Genomic DNA, 15,407 nt, shown 5'->3' on the forward strand with positions numbered 1-15,407 from the left:
GCGGAGCAGCAGCCATCGTGATCCGTGGTAGGCGCCGGAGTCGCGCCAATCGTGGCGACCCACGCTGGAACGAGTTTCGGACTCCCCCGGGCCATGAAGCCTCCGTATTCGGAGCGATGCCCCTTACACCGCTCCCCGATTGGGCCTACTGGGACCGCCACGCCGACCAAGAGGACCGAAAATGATTACAGTTCGGCGTGTGTCGGTTCGGCGTCTTCTCGCTGCGATCGGCTTGGAGGTCCGCCCTTCGGACAGCTCAGCTGCTGCCCCAACAGGCAATCAATAGCCTCATCCCCAACGACCGACGAGGGCGGAATTTGCTGCGCAGCATTGGTGAGTCCAACGCAGCCGCTACCGCCGCAGAGATCGCCGTGGGCGTGTCAGACACCGATGGAACGATCAAGGCATGAACAAAATTCTCGCCGTCGCGGCGGTGGTCGGTGCCGCGCTCGTAGGCCCCGCACCCGTCGCGAACGCGCAGCCGTACACCGGTCCGTACTGCGACCCCAGCCGCAGCGACTACTACTACAGCATGTGCAAAGACGAATTCCAGAACGACCCTGACTGCAGCGAGTTTGGCGACATGCAGGACTGCCAGCAGGACTTCAGCGACTTCCAGCGGCAGCAACGCGAACTGACCCCGACGCCGAACTGAGCCGAGACGAACCAGAGAGCGGCCCGCCGAGTCGCGCGACGTGTGTCTCCACGGGCAAATCGGGCCGGAACTGGCACCGGCGTTGCAGCCTCATGATGCGAACACGCGTGATCTTGCGAGCCATTGTAGAACCCCCATTACACTGCACCCCAACAGCTTTCGGCAGCTGAAAATCGTTAGAACCAACCCATCCGACGTCTGCGAGTAGTGCGCTGCAACAGTGACGGACAGGCCCGCAATGGGCACCCAGCTCCAATCCCGGTGGCGCGCACCAGTCCGCGACGGTGGGCCGCAGGACAGTTGCCAGTATGTTGGCAGGTTTCGAAGCTGTCCCCATTAGGTTTCCGCTCGCATACTGAGGTCATGCGTATGGCCGAGGCCGATAGCCTGATCGCGATCGACTGCTTCAACGCCGCTCAGACAGCGCGCGAGCCGGTGACGGTCGTGCTGGTGCGCCGCGTGGTCGATCAGCTACTTGCACACCCCACCGAATGCGATTGCGGGCATTGCGAAGCGGCAGCCGTCGCCCGCGTCGGCGATGTCTGCAACATCGCCGCCACTTGGCAACGAGTGGTGGCTTTGGTCCCGCGCCGCGCGGCTCATTGAACCCGATTCCATCCGCACCCCGGCTCGGCGGCAGTCGACGACGGCGTTGGTATCAAGAACGCACAGAGGCTTCGCTACCTGCCCGCGATCTGCGCTTGCGCCATCGCGAGGGGCGCCTGCTCGGGACACTGCTGACGAATCACTCTACCGGCCAACACACCGGCGTTTGTCGCGTTGTATCCACGCGCCTCGAGCGTCGTCTCGATCGCGGCAAGGCTGGTTCCGCTCCGCAGCGCCGCACAAATGTCGTAGCGAGAGTCGACGGTCGCGGCCTGCGCGGGTGCGGCCAGCGTCAACATGGCAACCGATGCGGCCCCGGCCGCCAGGAGGGGAAAGCGCACGCTGTGACCGTTGGTCGTGTTGTGCCTCATGTCAGCCTCACAAGTGTCGAGATTCAGCCGCTGTTGCCAAGCACCAACGTCAGAACCCGCCGAAGGCTGCCCGATTCAGGGCGATCGTGACTCACCTCACGCCAGACCGCCGATTCGACGACTCGGGACGATCTTGAGCGCCTAAGCTGAGACACGCTCGCTCACCGAGAGGCCCGCGTATGACGACGGTTCTTCGCCGCGTGGCCGCCGCTGCCTTCGCGGCCGGCACTGCGTTGGCCGCCGCCGCGGTCGTGCCGCCCGCGGTGAGTTATGCGGGCTGCGAACCGAACTGGTCACGAAATGTCTGGACGGGTGAGTGTCGAAAGCCACCGCCGCCGCCGGATTGGTGGACCGTTCGGCCGGCGTACGCGCCGCCCTACGCGCCCGCGGATGTCCCGCCGCCGCCTCCCCCTCCACCGTGGGCACAACATATGCAGCCCAAGTGGGACGAAGGCTCCCAGCAATGGTTCTGGGCCGGGATCTGACGACCTGAGAACGACCTCGAGACGCATGGTCCGACAGCTATAGCTTGCGCACTCCGCGGATGACTTTCGCGAACGGGCCGCTGGCGGCGAGGCCGCGACGAAGACTCGGCTGCAAAGTGCTCAAGTTCAGCAACACCGGGTAGCTCAGCCCGTGATCGCGCCAGTCCGCCAACTGGTCCACGATCTCGTCGTGAGTGCCTTGCAGGCAGGCGTCTTTGAGTAATGACCGCGGAACGTTCGAGGTGTACTGCAGCACCGACTCCTCGTCGAAGACCTGCGGGATGATGTCCTGCGAGCCGGTGAAGTCCTCGCCCAGCGGGTGCGAGACACCGTGCCGCTTCCACAATTCTGCGGGTGCGTTCAACGCGAAGGTCTTCATCGCGGTCGATTCCAGCGCCTCGTCGACCTCCTGGCGGCTACCACCGGTCACGGTGAAGAAGAGGATGGCCGCACCGATCGACAACGGATCCCGGCCGGCATCGGAGGCCGCAGCACGAACCGCCGTCAGGCCGCGCGCGTACTCAGCAGGCGAAAACACCGCGGCGGGAAACCACGTGTCGGCGTAGCGGCCGGTGGCGCGCAGCATCCTGGGCCCGTGCGCGGCAATCCAGATCTCCGGCCATCTCCCCCGATACGGCCACAGCTCGAACACCGCGTTGTGCAGCGGGAAAAACGGCGAATCACGAGTCACGAGTTCTCCGCCGGAATTCCACAGCGCCCGAATCGTCGCCATCGCTTCCTCGAACCGCGCCACCGGCCGGGACCAATCCACGCCGTAGGGTTCGTTGCCCTCGCGCTCACCGGTCCCGATGCCGAGGATCGCCCGACCCTTGGTCAGCAGGTGTAACGTCGCGGCCGCCTGCGCGGTAACCGCGGGATTGCGCCGGCCGGTATCGGTCACACCGACACCAAGGCGCATGCGCCCCAAACGGTTTCGAGCGGCCAAATGCCCCAGGACAGTCCACGGTTCGAGGTTCGCGTCGACTTTCGGAGTCAGTCGCGCGGCACCGATGTATTTCGGCTGCGCCATCGCTCGCGGGAACAGTGAATTCAGGTGATCGGCCAGCCAGAACGAATCCGCGCGGGCGGCCACCGCCGACAGGTAGCTACCGCGCGTCACCGCCATCGGCGAGAAACGCATGGGCAGCGCCTGCGCCGCCAATCCGACCTTCAAAGCTTAACCCCCGGCAGCCGTCGACTACTGCTGACCGCCCGATCCTGCAATCCCCCCGTCTGGGGGCTGGGACGCGTTGCCACCGGCGTTCAACTGCTGCGCGTACTGCGGGCAGTAAGCACTTAACGCAATCGCGGTGAATTTGGCGGCACTTACAGTGTCAATCCCCGAATTCTGTTGCTGCACAAGTTTAACCACCTGCAGACCCGATTTCCCTTGCGATATCAAGTCACAGGTCGTGTGTCCCGCCGCGACAGCATTGCCGGGATCGTTGAAACTGATGCCGGCTTTGGCCAGCGCATCGACAAAGCTCGCGTCGACGCCAGGATCGGCATGCGCCGGAATCGCCAAACTCAGCGTCGACGCAATGCCAAGGACAACCAGAAGGCGCCTCATCACCGGCCCATCATCTCCGATCCCGGTGCCACGGTCGACTTCGGGCTGTCACTGGCCTGGCGGCAGGTACTGCGGGCAATAGGCGCTTTGCGCGATCACCGCGAATTGCTCCGCTTTGTCGGGGCTGATGTTCGGGTTCTGCGAAGCCACTTCGTTGACGACGTCAGGTTCCTGCCACCCCAGGTCCTGCAGCGCACAGACCGTCTTACCCGCCTTGATCGCGCTGTCGTTGTCGCTGAATTTGATGTTGGCTTTGCTCAAAGCGTCGAGAAAGCCTGAGTTGGTTGCCGGGTCGGCATGCGCGGGGACCGTCAAGCCGAGCAAGGAGGCAACCGCAACCACGGTAACAATGCGCAACACGACACCATCATGGCCTACGGCGACTCCTAAGGCACAAATCTTTACGAGGCCTTTATCCGCGCCGGACTTCGGGGCGGACCGGCGACCCGCGCTGCAGCAGCCGCCGAATGAACTTTTGACGGTGATGCGCGTCTCACCGACGCTCGGGGTCAGCGGTTACCGAATCGCCCCAGCGGTTCGGGCGCCCCTGACAGGATCACACGATGAGCGAAAGAATCGAAGTCCAGCGCATGATCGCCGCCCCGCCCGCCGAGATTTTCGCGGTCCTCTGCGACCCGCAGGGCCACGTCGCCATCGACTCGTCCGGCATGTTGCAGGACGCCGACGGCGCCTCGGTCGCCGCGGCCGGCGACAGCTTCGTCGTGCACATGGATCGTGAAGCCCTCAACGACTTTCCCGACCTCGGCAGGTACGACGTCACCGTAACGATCCGCGAATTCGAACAAGACCAGCTGATCTCCTGGACCGTGCTGGGTCAGATCCGGCCGCAGATCGGCCATGTTTACGGCTACCGCCTAGAACCCGGTCCCGACGGCGAAGGCACCCTGGTCACGTCGTTCTACGACTGGTCGCAGATCGATGCGAAGTGGCGCGAAGCCGCGATCTTTCCGGTGATCTCCGAAGGGGCGCTGCGGGCGTCGCTGGGCATCCTGGATCGCACGGTCCGCCGGGGTTACCCGAAAGCCTGACTGGGCGATCTGACTGGGCGATCCTGACTTTGGGCGATGCGGTGATGACCGCCGTAGCGCAGGCACAGACCGCGGTCGAAAATAGCCGAGGGTTCTACAACCGGGCACCGTGAGCCCGCCAGTGTGCCATCATGCGATGGTCGCCGAGGAGGAAAAATGCGCCGCTACCTGGTCGCCGTGATCGCCGTTATCGCGGCCACATTCGTCGTGGTACCCCGCGCGTCAGCCGGCGACGCGCCCATCGGCCATCTCGGTGACACGTTGCGGGTCGACACCGGGAAGATAATCGCCGACGTCACGGTCAGCAGCGTGCAACCGGTCGACCCGCCACCGGGATTCGGGTACAACCGCGTCGGCATTCCGGTCAAGAGCTTCCCCAACAGCGCGGTCGTGCGCGCCGATGTCGTCATCCACGCGGTACGGGTGCCGAACCCCTATCAGATGGCCACCGACTTCACCTTCGACGGCGTCACCCCGTTCGGCGACGCGTACAAATCCCGCGCCTCCGACGCGCCCGACGCGCTGGACGCCGCACTGACGAACGCGCCGGCCGGGTCGATCGTTCGTGGCGGCGTGTACTGGGAGGCCTACCGCGACCCGGTCTCCACCGTTGTGCTGCTGGACAAGAAGACCGGGTATCACCTGGCGCAGTGGAACCTGTAGCGCGCATCGCCATGGCGGCTTCCCCCAATGGCGGCTTCCCCCAACCGGGCGTCAATCAGGAAGCCAACGCGCAACGGTGTTACCAGGAGTGCCGCGCGGCAGCGGCCCTGTGATGGCCTGGTCGTTCACACGTCGACAGCGACGCTGAGCGCCAGCAGTCGCGAGGTGGCCCGCAGATACTTCTTACGGAAACCGCCCGCCAACATCTCCGCGCTGAAGATGCGGTCGAGCTTTTCCCCGGAGGCCAGCACCGGAATGCCGGCGTCGTAGAGCCGATCGGTCAGCGCCACCAGCCGCAACGCCACACTCTGATCCTCGATGGCATGCACTCCGGTCAGGCAGACCGCTGTCACCCCGTCGATCAGCGCCAGATACCGCGAGGGATGCATGGTGGCCAGATGCGCACAGAGTTCGTCGAAGTCGTCGAGGGTCGCGCCTGGCACCGTCGTGGCGCGGTCGGCGACCTCCCGATCGGACGGCGGTCCCGGCGCGGGCGGCAGATCACGGTGCCGATAATCGGGTCCCTCGATCCTCACCACGTCGAAAATCTCTGCCAGCGTGGTGATTTCGCGGAGAAAGTCCTGGGCCGCGAAACGTCCCTCACCGAGCTGCCCGGGCAACGTATTGGAGGTGGCGGCGACCGAAACACCGCGCTCGACCAGCTGCGAGAGCAGGCGCGAGACCAGCGTGGTGTTGCCCGGATCATCGAGTTCGAACTCGTCGATGCACAGCGCGCTGTAATCCGCGAGAAGCGCCACGCATTCGGTGAAGCCAAAGATCCCGGCGAGCTGGGTGAGCTCCATAAACGTCGCAAATGCCTTGGGGTGCAGGGCATCGACGGGCAACTGACGGTAGGTGGCGGCCAACAAATGCGTCTTGCCGACGCCAAAGCCACCGTCGAGGTACAGCCCGATGCCCGGCAGCACCTCGCGTCGGCCGAACAACCTCCGGCGGCCGCTGCGGCGCGTGGCGGCTTGCTCGCAGAAGCGCCGGCAGGCGGCAACCGCCGCCGCCTGCGAAGGCTCGGCCGGGTCGGGGTGGTAGCTCGCGAAGCTGGCGTCGACGAACGTCGGCGGCGGCGTCAACTGTGCGACAAGCCGCTCCGGTGACACCGTCGGCTTCCGGTCGACCAGACGCGCAACCCCGGGCATGCACGCACCCTATCGGCGTGTTGCAATCACACACATGGTTGACGGGTCCGGCGCGGTGCCGATGCGACTGCTCGGCTCCTCGCGCGACGTCGACAGCAGCGACCTGTCCGATCTCTACGGCTACCCCCCCGACCATGACGGGGTGTGGTTGCGCGCCAACTTCATCGCCAGCCTCGACGGCGGTGCGACGTTCGACGGCAAGTCCGGCCAACTGGGTGGCCCCGGCGACCGCGCGGTGTTCGGCGCGTTGCGTGAGTTGGCCGACGCGATCCTGGTCGGCGCCGGCACCGTGCGGACCGAGGGCTACTGCGGTGCCCGGCCGACCGTCGCGCAGCGGCAGCGTCGGCAAAGCCGCGGGCAGAGCGAAGTCCCGCCCTTGGCGATCGTCTCCCGATCGGGCCGGCTGGAACGCGACATGCCGGTGTTCAGCCGCACCGAAGTCGCACCCCTGGTCTGCACCTGCACGGCGGTGGCCGATCAGGCCCGGCACACGCTGGCCGACCTGGCCGAGGTGATCGACTGTTCGACCGGCGACCCCGACAGCGTCGACTCCGCCGCGGTGTTGGCCGCCCTCGCCGATCGCGGGCTGCCGCGGGTATTGACCGAGGGCGGCCCCATGCTGTTCAGCTCGTTCGTCGGGCAGGGCCTGCTCGACGAACTGTGCCTGACGATCGCTCCGACCCTGGTCGGCGGCCGCGCCGACCGCATCGCCACCGGCGCGCAGCAGATGCTGACCGCGATGCGGTGCGCGCACGTCCTCACCGACGACGACGGCTATCTCTACACGCGCTACGTGCGCAAGGCCACGGCAGGCCCATCAGCCCCGGCTGACTCCTGATCGATCAACCAATCGCTACTGTGGTCGGCATGAGCAGGCGCGCCGCAGTCACCTCGTCGCTGATCGTGGTGACCGCTGTGCTGGCCGGCTGTGCACCCGGCCTGGCCGCCAACCCACGCTTCGCCACCGACGCGGGCGCCCAGCCGCAGGGCAAGGCGACGACGTCGACCACTTCCAGCGGACCACCGCCGATAGCCAAGCCGAAGAACGAGTTGTCCTGGCGCGACTGCACATCGAAGGAATTCGCCGATGCGGGCGCCCCCGCGCCCGGCGGCGTCAAGCTCGATTGCGCAAGCTACGACGCCGACCTCGATCCGGCGAACGGGGCTGCCGGTTCGGTGAGCATCGGCGTGGTGCGCGCCAAGTCGGTGAAGACTCCCGACGACGCCGGACCGCTGGTGTTCACGACCGGGACGGACCTGCCGTCATCGGTGCAGCTGCCGGTGTGGCTCGCCCGGGCCGGTGGCGACGTGCTCGACAAACACCCCATCGTCGCCGTCGACCGACGCGGCATGGGCAGCTCGAGCCCGGTGGACTGCCTCGAGCAATTCGATCGCCAGGAGATCCTGGATCAGGCGCAGTTCGAGGCCGGCAACGACCCGGTCGCCAACCTTGCCGACATCGTGCACAACGCCACCACCAGCTGCACCGACACCATCGCTCCCGGCGACTCCGACTACGACAACGCCCATGCGGCGAGCGACATCGAGCGATTGCGCAGCATTTGGGATTCGCCGTCACTGGCGCTGATCGGCATTGGCAACGGCGCCCAGGTGGCGCTGTCCTATGCGAGCGCTCATCCCGACAAGGTCGCCCGGTTGGTCCTCGACTCCCCGCTTGCCTTGGGTGTGGGCGCCGAAGCCGCCGCCGAGCAACGGGTCAAGGGCCAGGAAGCGGCACTGGACGCATTCGCCGATCAGTGCGCCGCGGTGAACTGCCCGCTGGGGCCCGACCCGAAAGCCGCTGTCAGCGCGATACTCGCCGATGCGCGCACCGGCCATGGCCCTGCGGGCGCGTCAGTGGCCTCCATCGTCAGCGCGATCAGCATCGCGCTGGGCTATCCCACCGGCGACCGGGTCGGGACCACCAATGAACTGGCCACCGCGCTGGCCACCGCCCGTACCGGGGACACCAACCTGCTGTCCAACCTCATCAACCGCGCACGGGGCATCAGTGGAACCGACGGGCAGTTCGTCAACAAGTGCAGTGACGCGATCAACCGCCCCACCCCCGACCGGATCCGGGAACTGGTCGTCGCCTGGGCCAAGCTCTACCCGCAGTTCGGCACCGTCGGCGCGCTCAGCCTCGTCAAGTGCGTCTCCTGGCCGAGTTCACCGACCCCCCAGCCGCCGAAAAAACTGATGGTCAACGTGATGTTGATGGGCGTCCAAGACGACCCCATCGTCGGGTCTGAGGGCGTCTCGGCTACCGCCGCCACCATCATCAATGCATCCGCCGCCAGCAAGCGGGTGATGTGGCAGGGCATCGGCCACGGCGCCAGCATCTACTCGTCGTGCGCGGTCCCGCCGCTCATCGGTTACCTCGACACCGGCACACTGCCGGCCACCGACACCTACTGTCCCGCCTGATCCTGCACGTCAGATAGGGTTCCGCTCGTGACGGCAGCCGATTCTTCACCTAGCGGGGTGCGCAACTGGTTCGCTCCCCGCACCGCCGCGCCGAGCGCCGCGAGCGTGTTGCGCTCCGCGCTGTGGCCGATCGCCATCCTGGCCGTCATCCACCGCACCATCGTGGTCACCACGAATGGCAACATCACCGACGACTTCAAACCGGTCTACCGCGCGGTGCTCAACTTCCGGCACGGCTGGGACATCTACAACGAGCACTTCGACTACGTCGACCCGCACTACCTCTATCCACCCGGCGGGACGCTACTCATGGCGCCGTTCGGCTATCTGCCGTTCGCCGAATCGCGCTACCTGTTCGTCGCCATCAACAGCGCGGCGATCGTCCTGGCCGCTTACGTGCTGTTGAAGATGTTCAAGTTCGGCCTCAGTTCGGTGGCCGCGCCGGCGCTGCTGCTGGCCATGTTCTGCACCGAATCCGTGACCAACACGTTGGTTTTCACCAACATCAACGGCGTGATCCTGCTGTGCGAGGTGCTGTTCCTGCGCTGGCTGCTCGACGGCCGGACAAGCCGGCAGTGGTGGGCCGGCATCGCGATCGGCCTGACGGTGGTGATCAAGCCGGCGCTGCTCCCCTTGCTGCTGCTACCGCTGTTGAACCGGCAGTGGCGCGCGATCGTGCCGGCTTTTTTGGTGCCCGCGGTGTTCAACCTGGCGGCATGGCGCCTGGTTGTTCATCCCGGCGACTTCATCACCCGCACGGTGCCTTACATGCTGGGCGTCCGCGACTACTTCAACAGCTCGATCGAAGGCAACGGCGTGTACTTCGGTTTGCCGTTCTGGTTGATCCACCTGCTGCGAATCCTGTTCACGCTGTTGGCCATTGGCAGCCTGTGGCTGCTGTACCGGTACTACCGCACCCGCGACCCGCTGTTCTGGTTCACCACCTCCTCGGGTGTGCTGCTGCTGTGGTCGTGGCTGGTGCTGGCGCTGGCGCAGGGCTACTACTCGATGCTGCTGTTCCCGTTCCTGATGACGGTGGTGCTGCGCAATTCGGTGATCCGTAACTGGCCGGCGTGGCTGGCCATTTACGGATTCCTCACGATGGACCGCTGGCTGCTGTTCAACTGGATGTTCATCGGCCGGCCGCTGGAGTACCTCAAGATCACCTACGGCTGGTCGCTGCTGCTGATCGTGACGTTCTGTGTGCTGTATTTCCGCTACCTCGACGCCAAAGGCGAGAACCGGCTCGACGACGGTATCGATCCGCTGTGGGTGACGCCGGAGAGACCTCACGCTAACTTGGTGGCATGACGTCCCAGCACTCCCAGCCGAAGTTGCAGCTCAGCGACGATGAGTGGCGCAAGCGGCTCAACCCGCAGGAGTTCGCGGTGCTGCGTCGCGCCGGCACCGAGCGCCCGTTCGTCGGCGAGTACACCGACACCAAGACCGAAGGCGTCTACCAGTGCCGGGCCTGCGGCGCCGAATTGTTCCGCAGCACCGAAAAGTTCGACTCCCATTGCGGCTGGCCGTCGTTCTTTGATCCGGCGAACTCCGACGCGGTGATACTGCGCCCCGACCACTCGCTGGGCGCCACCCGGGTGGAGGTGCTGTGCGCCAACTGCCACAGCCATCTCGGCCACGTCTTCGAGGGCGAGGGCTACCCCACCCCGACCGATCAGCGCTACTGCATCAACTCGATCTCGCTGCGCCTGGCGCCGGCCGGCTCCTGACCTTCGAGGGTGAGCGATCCACGCTTGCTCGACGATCCCGTCTGGCATGCCCTGACCGGTCCGCACCGCCGATTCGCCGTCGAGTCGCGCCACAGCGCGCCCCGCGCCTGCCGCTACCGACCCGATGTCGCACCCTTTGCCGCGGTGCGCGACACCACCGACCGCCAGGCCTGGCAGGAACTCGCCGAACTCTGCGGACCCGACGGGCGGTCGGCCCTCGAAGCTGAGCGGACGGTCGACGTGCCTTCGGGCTGGACGGTGACCGACGTCTTCCCGGTCGCGCAGATGATCGCGCCGCTGCACGGCCTGATGACCGACGCGCCGCCGGAATCCGTTGTTGCGCTAGGTAACAGCGATGCCGCCGAGATGATGGCACTGGCCGACCTCACCCGTCCCGGCCCGTTCTTGGCATCAACTGTCGCGTTGGGCGGCTACCGGGGCGTGCGGCGTGCAGGCCGACTCGTCGCGATGGCCGGACGACGCATCCACCTGCCGGGCTGGATCGAGATCAGCGCGGTCTGCACCCATCCCGACCATCGCGGCCAGGGGCTGTCCCGGTTGCTCATGGCTGCCGTGGAAACGGCGATCCGCGCCGAAGGCCACCGCGCCTTCCTGCATGTGCTGCACGAGAACAGCAACGCCGTCGCGCTGTATCGTCGGCTGGGCTTCACCACTCGCGCCGACATGACAATTACCGTGGTGCGCCCGCAGACTTAATCCAACCGGGTGGCGTGCACTTCCCAGAACGGGGCGTGCACGCGTCCGTCGGTCAGCCACGGCTCGATGGCGCGTAATCGCTCGGCGACTGATTTCATCTCCTCGGCCCGCTCAGGGGCCCGCCGAAGCATCTCGTCGAGATTTTCCGAGCTCATGTTGATCTGGTAGGTCGTCGGCCCGAGGTAAGTGATCTCCCACCCGGCGTCGGGGAACACATCGCGAAAATCGCTTTCGGACAAAGAACGTGGCATGTGAAACCCGTTGACGTTGCCGCTGCCGAATTCGAACATGAACAGCCGGGCCCCCGGTTTGGTGGCCCGGTGCAAGGCTCCGGCATAGCACCTCTGCAGCTGCGGTTCCGTCGAAAAGGTGTGGTAGAAAGCGCAATCCACCACGGTGTCGAAGTGGTTGTCCAAGCCGTCGAGCTTCGTCGCGTCGGCCAGCTGAAAATTCACCGAGACGCCGGCCTTGCGCGCGTTCTCGCGAGCGCGCTCCAGCGCGGTTTGCGAGCCGTCGATTCCGGTGGCCGGGTAGCCCTTGGACGCGTAGTAGATGGCGTGATGCCCCGGTCCGGTGCCCGGGTCGAGAACGTCGCCCTTGATCGCACCCAGCGCGACCAGTTGCTGCACCACCGGTTGCGGGCCGCCGATGTCCCAGGGCGTGGCAGCCGGCAGGCCGTGCGCGACGGAGGCGTCGCGATACATCTCTTCGAAGCGGGTGGGATCGTTGGGATCGAATTGCGTTGTCATGTATCCCCTCTGCTGTAAAAATCAGGGCAGCGAATTGACCAACTGCTCTACCGGCACCCGCGGCCCGGTGAAGAACGGCGTCTCTTCGCGGGTGTGCCGTCGTGCGTCGGTGGCCCGCAGTTCCCGCATCAGGTCGACGATGCGATGCAGTTCCGGGGCTTCGAACGCCAGCAGCCATTCGTAGTCGCCGAGTGCGAATGCCGGCACCGTGTTGGCCCGGACGTCCTTGTACTCGCGCGCCGCCATCCCGTGTTCGGCCAGCATCCGGCGGCGCTCCTCGTCGGGCAGCAGGTACCACTCGAGGGACCGCACGAACGGGTAGACGCAGATGTAGTTGCCCGGTTCCTCGCCGGCAAGGAACGCCGGGACGTGGCTCTTGTTGAATTCGGCCGGCCGGTGCAGCGCGACGCTGCTCCACACCGGTATCGAGGCCCGGCCCAGCGTGGTGGTGCGCCGGAAGTCGGCGTAGGTGGCCTGCAGCGCCTCGACGTGTTCGGCGTGGGTCCAGATCATGAAGTCGGCGTCGGCCCGCAGGCCCGCGACGTCGTAGAGGCCGCGCACCACGACGCCGTGCTCTTCGCGCTGCTTGAAGAACGTCGCCGTCTCATCGACGAGGGCATCGCGTTGCTCGCCGAGCGCCCCGGGGCGCACCGAGAACACCGAGAACATCAGGTAGCGAACGGTCGAGTTGAGAGCGTCGTAGTCCAGGCGGGCCATGCGATCTATCGTGCCACGGGCGTTTCGACGGCACGGACGGCGGCAGCGGCGGCCCGCCCGGCCGCGCCCACACAGGCCGGCACCCCGATACCGTCGAGGTAACTGCCCGCCACCTGACACGTCGGCGGCAGACCGGCCCGTAGTTCGGCGACCAGGTCGCGGTGGCCGGGCCCGTACTGCGGCATCGCATCCGGCCAGCGCTGAACGTGGACGTCGACCGGGTCGACCTGCAGATCGAACACGGTGGCCAGGTCTGCCAGCCCCCAGGCCAGCAGCTCGTCGTCGGAGGCACTGGTCGCCAGGTCGTCACCGAAACGGCCGAACGACAGCCGCAACAGTTCCACGTCGGTGCGCCGACCCCACTTGCGCGACGACAGCGTGATCGCCTTGGCGCGCAACCGTTCTCCGCTGGCCACCAGAACACCGGAGTTCTGCGGGAAGGCCAGGCCGCGGGGTACCGCCATCGCGAGCACCGCCGAGGAGGCGCTCGCGATCCGGCCGGCCGCCGCCGCGGTGCGCGGAGCGACCTGCCCGACCAGTCCGGCCAGGCGTGCCGCGGGAACGGCGACGACCACCGCGTCGGCGTACCACTGCGCACCGGCGGTGTCGCGCAGGGTCCACCCCTGCGCGACGGCGTCGATTCCGTCGACCGCAGCCTGCACCCAGTCGATCCGGCTGCGGCGGACGAGTTCGTCGACCAGCACGGTGTATCCCCCGCCCACCGCACCGAAGATCGGGCCGGCGGTGATGCTGGTGAGAGCTTGCCGGACCGCGTCGGTGACGCTCGTGGCGCCGGCATCGAGGCCCGCGGCCAGGGTGGGTGCCGCCGAACGAAGGCCGATGGTCGCCGCCGACCCCGCGTAGACACCGCTGAGCATCGGATCCACCGACCGGGCCACCACCTGCTCGCCGAACCGGTCGCCGATCAGGTCGCCGACCGCCGGGTCGGCGCCGGGCTGCCAACTCAACGGTTGATCCTGCTCGGCCGCGATCCGAGCCAGCGTAGCGTCGTTGACCAGACCGGCCATCGACTCCGCCGACGACGGGATGCCGGTGAGCGTTCCCGCGGGCAGTGGATGCAACCGGTCCTGGCTGTAGATCAGCGGGCGTGCCCCGGTGGTGCCCAGTTGCTCGTTCGCCAGACCCAGTTCGGCCAGCAGCGCCGGCATTTCGGGCCGGCGTACCACGAACGCTTCGGCGCCGACATCGACGGCAACGCCGCCGACCTGCTCGGTGCGCAACACGCCACCGAGCCGGCCCGACGGTTCGAACAGCGTGATGCGCGCCTCGTTACCGGCGTTCTGGCGTAGCCGGTACGCCGCGGTGAGACCTGAAATGCCGCCGCCGACAATGCAATACGAGCGTTTGGCGGATGTCATAACGAGTGAATCAGCGCTACCAGGTCGGTGAGTATCGCCGGGTCGGTTTCCGGCAGCACGCCGTGGCCGAGGTTGAAGATGTGCCCGGCCGCGCCGGCGTCGACGGCACGTCGCCCGTCGTCGACCACCGTGCGCGCCACGTGCTCGACGGTGGGCCAGCCGGCCAACAGCACCGCCGGATCGAGATTGCCCTGCAATGACTTCCCGCCCTCGACCCGCGCGGCCGCATCGACCAGCGACGTCCGCCAGTCGACCCCGACCACCGTCGCGCCGGCAGCCGACATGGCACCCAGCAGTTCGGCGGTGCCCACCCCGAAATGCGTCATCGGAACACCGCGGTCGGCCAGTGCGGCGAACACCCGCGAACTGTGCGGCAACACGTACCTGCGGTAGTCGGCCAACGACAGCACACCGGCCCAGGAATCGAACACCTGAATCGCGTCCACCCCGGCGTCGAGTTGGATCCGCAGGAATCCGATCGTCAACTCGGTCAACTTCGACATCAGTGCATGCCAGCAGTCGGGCTCGGAGAGCATCATCGCCTTGGTCCTGGCGTGGTTACGGCTCGGCCCGCCCTCGACCAGGTAAGAGGCCAGCGTGAACGGCGCACCGGCGAAGCCGATCAGGGGCACCTCGCCCAGTTCGCCCACCAGCAGCGAGACCGCGTCGGCAACCGGTTGCACCCCGGCCGGATCCAGCGGCGCCAAGGCGTCGACGTCGGCGGCAGTGCGTACCGGCGCCGCGATCACCGGACCGACATCGGCGACGATGTCCACGTCGACACCTGCGCCACGGAGTGGAACCACAATGTCGGAGAACAGGATTGCGGCGTCGACGTCGTGACGGCGGATCGGCTGTAGCGTGATCTCGGCGATCAGCTCGGCGTTGAAGCAGGCCTCCATCATGGTGTTCTGCTTGCGCAAGGCACGGTATTCCGGCAGCGAGCGTCCCGCCTGGCGCATGAACCACACCGGCACCCGGTTGGGTTTGCGCCCGGCGGCGGCGGCCAGATACGGCGAATCAGGAAGCGTTCGGCGGTCACTCATCAGGCTCAATGCTGCCACGACGGGCGAATCGGCGGGCGCGGCGGGCAGCGCCCGCAGCCCTGCGTAATCTCGTCGTCGGTAGTAAGCGTGAG

Annotated in this window: 19 protein-coding genes; 10 read left to right on the top strand and 9 right to left on the bottom strand. The window is 66.7% G+C overall.

Annotated features, from left to right (window positions below):
- Positions 1–406: 406 nt before the first annotated feature.
- Both AC2VOG_RS07250 and AC2VOG_RS07255 read left to right on the top strand, forming a co-directional pair.
- On the top strand, positions 407–655 hold the full coding sequence (locus AC2VOG_RS07250; protein WP_486939238.1) for a hypothetical protein: 249 nt from the start codon (positions 407–409) through the stop codon (positions 653–655).
- Between the two features lie 363 nt (positions 656–1,018).
- Positions 1,019–1,261, top strand: coding sequence for a hypothetical protein (locus AC2VOG_RS07255; protein WP_486939239.1), 243 nt, complete (start codon positions 1,019–1,021; stop codon positions 1,259–1,261).
- Between the two features lie 74 nt (positions 1,262–1,335).
- On the opposite strand, the gene AC2VOG_RS07260 is transcribed toward AC2VOG_RS07255, so the two are convergent.
- Entirely contained in the window at positions 1,336–1,602 is a 267-nt protein-coding gene (locus AC2VOG_RS07260; RefSeq protein ID WP_486939240.1) for a hypothetical protein, read from the bottom strand.
- A 209-nt stretch (positions 1,603–1,811) separates the two neighbouring features.
- Here AC2VOG_RS07260 and AC2VOG_RS07265 point away from each other — a divergent pair, with 209 nt between their 5' ends.
- Positions 1,812–2,117 carry a hypothetical protein gene (locus AC2VOG_RS07265; protein WP_486939241.1) on the top strand — a complete coding sequence of 102 codons (306 nt, stop codon included), beginning with the start codon at positions 1,812–1,814 and terminating at the stop codon, positions 2,115–2,117.
- A 37-nt stretch (positions 2,118–2,154) separates the two neighbouring features.
- Here AC2VOG_RS07265 and AC2VOG_RS07270 read toward each other — a convergent pair whose 3' ends face one another.
- The 3 genes from AC2VOG_RS07270 to AC2VOG_RS07280 are packed head-to-tail and all read right to left on the bottom strand — an operon-like array spanning position 2,155 to position 4,047.
- Positions 2,155–3,258 (bottom strand): LLM class flavin-dependent oxidoreductase, encoded by a 1,104-nt coding sequence (locus tag AC2VOG_RS07270; protein WP_486939275.1) that lies wholly within the window; start codon positions 3,256–3,258, stop codon positions 2,155–2,157.
- Positions 3,259–3,315: 57 nt separating this feature from the next.
- Entirely contained in the window at positions 3,316–3,687 is a 372-nt protein-coding gene (locus tag AC2VOG_RS07275) for a DUF732 domain-containing protein (RefSeq protein WP_486939242.1), read from the bottom strand.
- A gap of 48 nt (positions 3,688–3,735) precedes the next feature.
- Positions 3,736–4,047: a DUF732 domain-containing protein gene (locus AC2VOG_RS07280; RefSeq protein ID WP_486939243.1), complete on the bottom strand. Its 312-nt coding sequence runs from the start codon at positions 4,045–4,047 to the stop codon at positions 3,736–3,738.
- Between the two features lie 203 nt (positions 4,048–4,250).
- Here AC2VOG_RS07280 and AC2VOG_RS07285 point away from each other — a divergent pair, with 203 nt between their 5' ends.
- A complete protein-coding gene (locus AC2VOG_RS07285) occupies positions 4,251–4,736 on the top strand; it encodes an SRPBCC family protein (protein WP_486939244.1) in 486 nt (161 codons plus the stop codon).
- Positions 4,737–4,892: 156 nt separating this feature from the next.
- Positions 4,893–5,399, top strand: a complete 507-nt coding sequence (locus AC2VOG_RS07290) for a hypothetical protein (RefSeq protein ID WP_486939245.1) — start codon at positions 4,893–4,895, stop codon at positions 5,397–5,399.
- Positions 5,400–5,524: 125 nt separating this feature from the next.
- Here the strand turns inward: AC2VOG_RS07290 and zapE are convergent, their stop codons facing one another.
- The gene (gene zapE, locus AC2VOG_RS07295) at positions 5,525–6,550 is read right to left on the bottom strand and encodes a cell division protein ZapE (protein ID WP_486939246.1); all 1,026 of its coding nucleotides are present in this window, start codon (positions 6,548–6,550) and stop codon (positions 5,525–5,527) included.
- A gap of 34 nt (positions 6,551–6,584) precedes the next feature.
- Between zapE and AC2VOG_RS07300 the strand changes: the two genes are divergently transcribed.
- Genes AC2VOG_RS07300 through AC2VOG_RS07320 form a run of 5 tightly spaced genes read left to right on the top strand, consistent with a single transcriptional unit; the run spans position 6,585 to position 11,424 of the window.
- Positions 6,585–7,388, top strand: a complete 804-nt coding sequence (locus tag AC2VOG_RS07300; protein ID WP_486939247.1) for a pyrimidine reductase family protein — start codon at positions 6,585–6,587, stop codon at positions 7,386–7,388.
- Between the two features lie 11 nt (positions 7,389–7,399).
- Positions 7,400–8,977: an alpha/beta hydrolase gene (locus tag AC2VOG_RS07305; RefSeq protein ID WP_486939276.1), complete on the top strand. Its 1,578-nt coding sequence runs from the start codon at positions 7,400–7,402 to the stop codon at positions 8,975–8,977.
- 27 nt (positions 8,978–9,004) lie between these two features.
- Complete coding sequence (aftC, locus tag AC2VOG_RS07310) at positions 9,005–10,288, top strand: arabinofuranan 3-O-arabinosyltransferase (protein ID WP_486939248.1); 1,284 nt, start codon at positions 9,005–9,007, stop codon at positions 10,286–10,288.
- A complete protein-coding gene (gene msrB, locus AC2VOG_RS07315) occupies positions 10,285–10,707 on the top strand; it encodes a peptide-methionine (R)-S-oxide reductase MsrB (RefSeq protein WP_486939249.1) in 423 nt (140 codons plus the stop codon). The genes aftC and msrB overlap by 4 nt, the downstream gene beginning before the upstream one ends.
- Positions 10,708–10,716: 9 nt before the next feature.
- Positions 10,717–11,424: a GNAT family N-acetyltransferase gene (locus AC2VOG_RS07320; RefSeq protein ID WP_486939250.1), complete on the top strand. Its 708-nt coding sequence runs from the start codon at positions 10,717–10,719 to the stop codon at positions 11,422–11,424.
- Here AC2VOG_RS07320 and AC2VOG_RS07325 read toward each other — a convergent pair.
- Genes AC2VOG_RS07325 through hemE form a run of 4 tightly spaced genes read right to left on the bottom strand, consistent with a single transcriptional unit; the run spans position 11,421 to position 15,315 of the window.
- Entirely contained in the window at positions 11,421–12,173 is a 753-nt protein-coding gene (locus AC2VOG_RS07325) for a class I SAM-dependent methyltransferase (protein ID WP_486939251.1), read from the bottom strand. The genes AC2VOG_RS07320 and AC2VOG_RS07325 overlap by 4 nt on opposite strands.
- Positions 12,174–12,194: 21 nt before the next feature.
- On the bottom strand, positions 12,195–12,890 hold the full coding sequence (gene hemQ / locus AC2VOG_RS07330) for a hydrogen peroxide-dependent heme synthase (RefSeq protein ID WP_486939252.1): 696 nt from the start codon (positions 12,888–12,890) through the stop codon (positions 12,195–12,197).
- Between the two features lie 5 nt (positions 12,891–12,895).
- Positions 12,896–14,269 (bottom strand): protoporphyrinogen oxidase, encoded by a 1,374-nt coding sequence (locus AC2VOG_RS07335; protein ID WP_486939253.1) that lies wholly within the window; start codon positions 14,267–14,269, stop codon positions 12,896–12,898.
- On the bottom strand, positions 14,266–15,315 hold the full coding sequence (hemE, locus tag AC2VOG_RS07340) for a uroporphyrinogen decarboxylase (protein WP_486939254.1): 1,050 nt from the start codon (positions 15,313–15,315) through the stop codon (positions 14,266–14,268). Before hemE ends, AC2VOG_RS07335 begins: the two co-directional genes overlap by 4 nt.
- Positions 15,316–15,407 lie beyond the last annotated feature (92 nt).

The organism is Mycobacterium sp. TH-M11 (assembly GCF_057473725.1).

Coding starts and splice junctions, on each gene's coding strand:
- hemQ (WP_486939252.1), bottom strand. CDS start 12,890: ATGGCCCGCCTGGACTACGACGCTCTCAACTCGACCGTTCGCTACCTG.
- AC2VOG_RS07290 (WP_486939245.1), top strand. CDS start 4,893: ATGCGCCGCTACCTGGTCGCCGTGATCGCCGTTATCGCGGCCACATTC.
- AC2VOG_RS07250 (WP_486939238.1), top strand. CDS start 407: ATGAACAAAATTCTCGCCGTCGCGGCGGTGGTCGGTGCCGCGCTCGTA.
- zapE (WP_486939246.1), bottom strand. CDS start 6,550: ATGCCCGGGGTTGCGCGTCTGGTCGACCGGAAGCCGACGGTGTCACCG.
- AC2VOG_RS07335 (WP_486939253.1), bottom strand. CDS start 14,269: ATGACATCCGCCAAACGCTCGTATTGCATTGTCGGCGGCGGCATTTCA.
- AC2VOG_RS07255 (WP_486939239.1), top strand. CDS start 1,019: ATGCGTATGGCCGAGGCCGATAGCCTGATCGCGATCGACTGCTTCAAC.
- AC2VOG_RS07325 (WP_486939251.1), bottom strand. CDS start 12,173: ATGACAACGCAATTCGATCCCAACGATCCCACCCGCTTCGAAGAGATG.
- hemE (WP_486939254.1), bottom strand. CDS start 15,315: ATGAGTGACCGCCGAACGCTTCCTGATTCGCCGTATCTGGCCGCCGCC.
- AC2VOG_RS07300 (WP_486939247.1), top strand. CDS start 6,585: ATGGTTGACGGGTCCGGCGCGGTGCCGATGCGACTGCTCGGCTCCTCG.
- msrB (WP_486939249.1), top strand. CDS start 10,285: ATGACGTCCCAGCACTCCCAGCCGAAGTTGCAGCTCAGCGACGATGAG.
- AC2VOG_RS07285 (WP_486939244.1), top strand. CDS start 4,251: ATGAGCGAAAGAATCGAAGTCCAGCGCATGATCGCCGCCCCGCCCGCC.
- AC2VOG_RS07265 (WP_486939241.1), top strand. CDS start 1,812: ATGACGACGGTTCTTCGCCGCGTGGCCGCCGCTGCCTTCGCGGCCGGC.
- AC2VOG_RS07275 (WP_486939242.1), bottom strand. CDS start 3,687: ATGAGGCGCCTTCTGGTTGTCCTTGGCATTGCGTCGACGCTGAGTTTG.
- AC2VOG_RS07270 (WP_486939275.1), bottom strand. CDS start 3,258: ATGCGTTTCTCGCCGATGGCGGTGACGCGCGGTAGCTACCTGTCGGCG.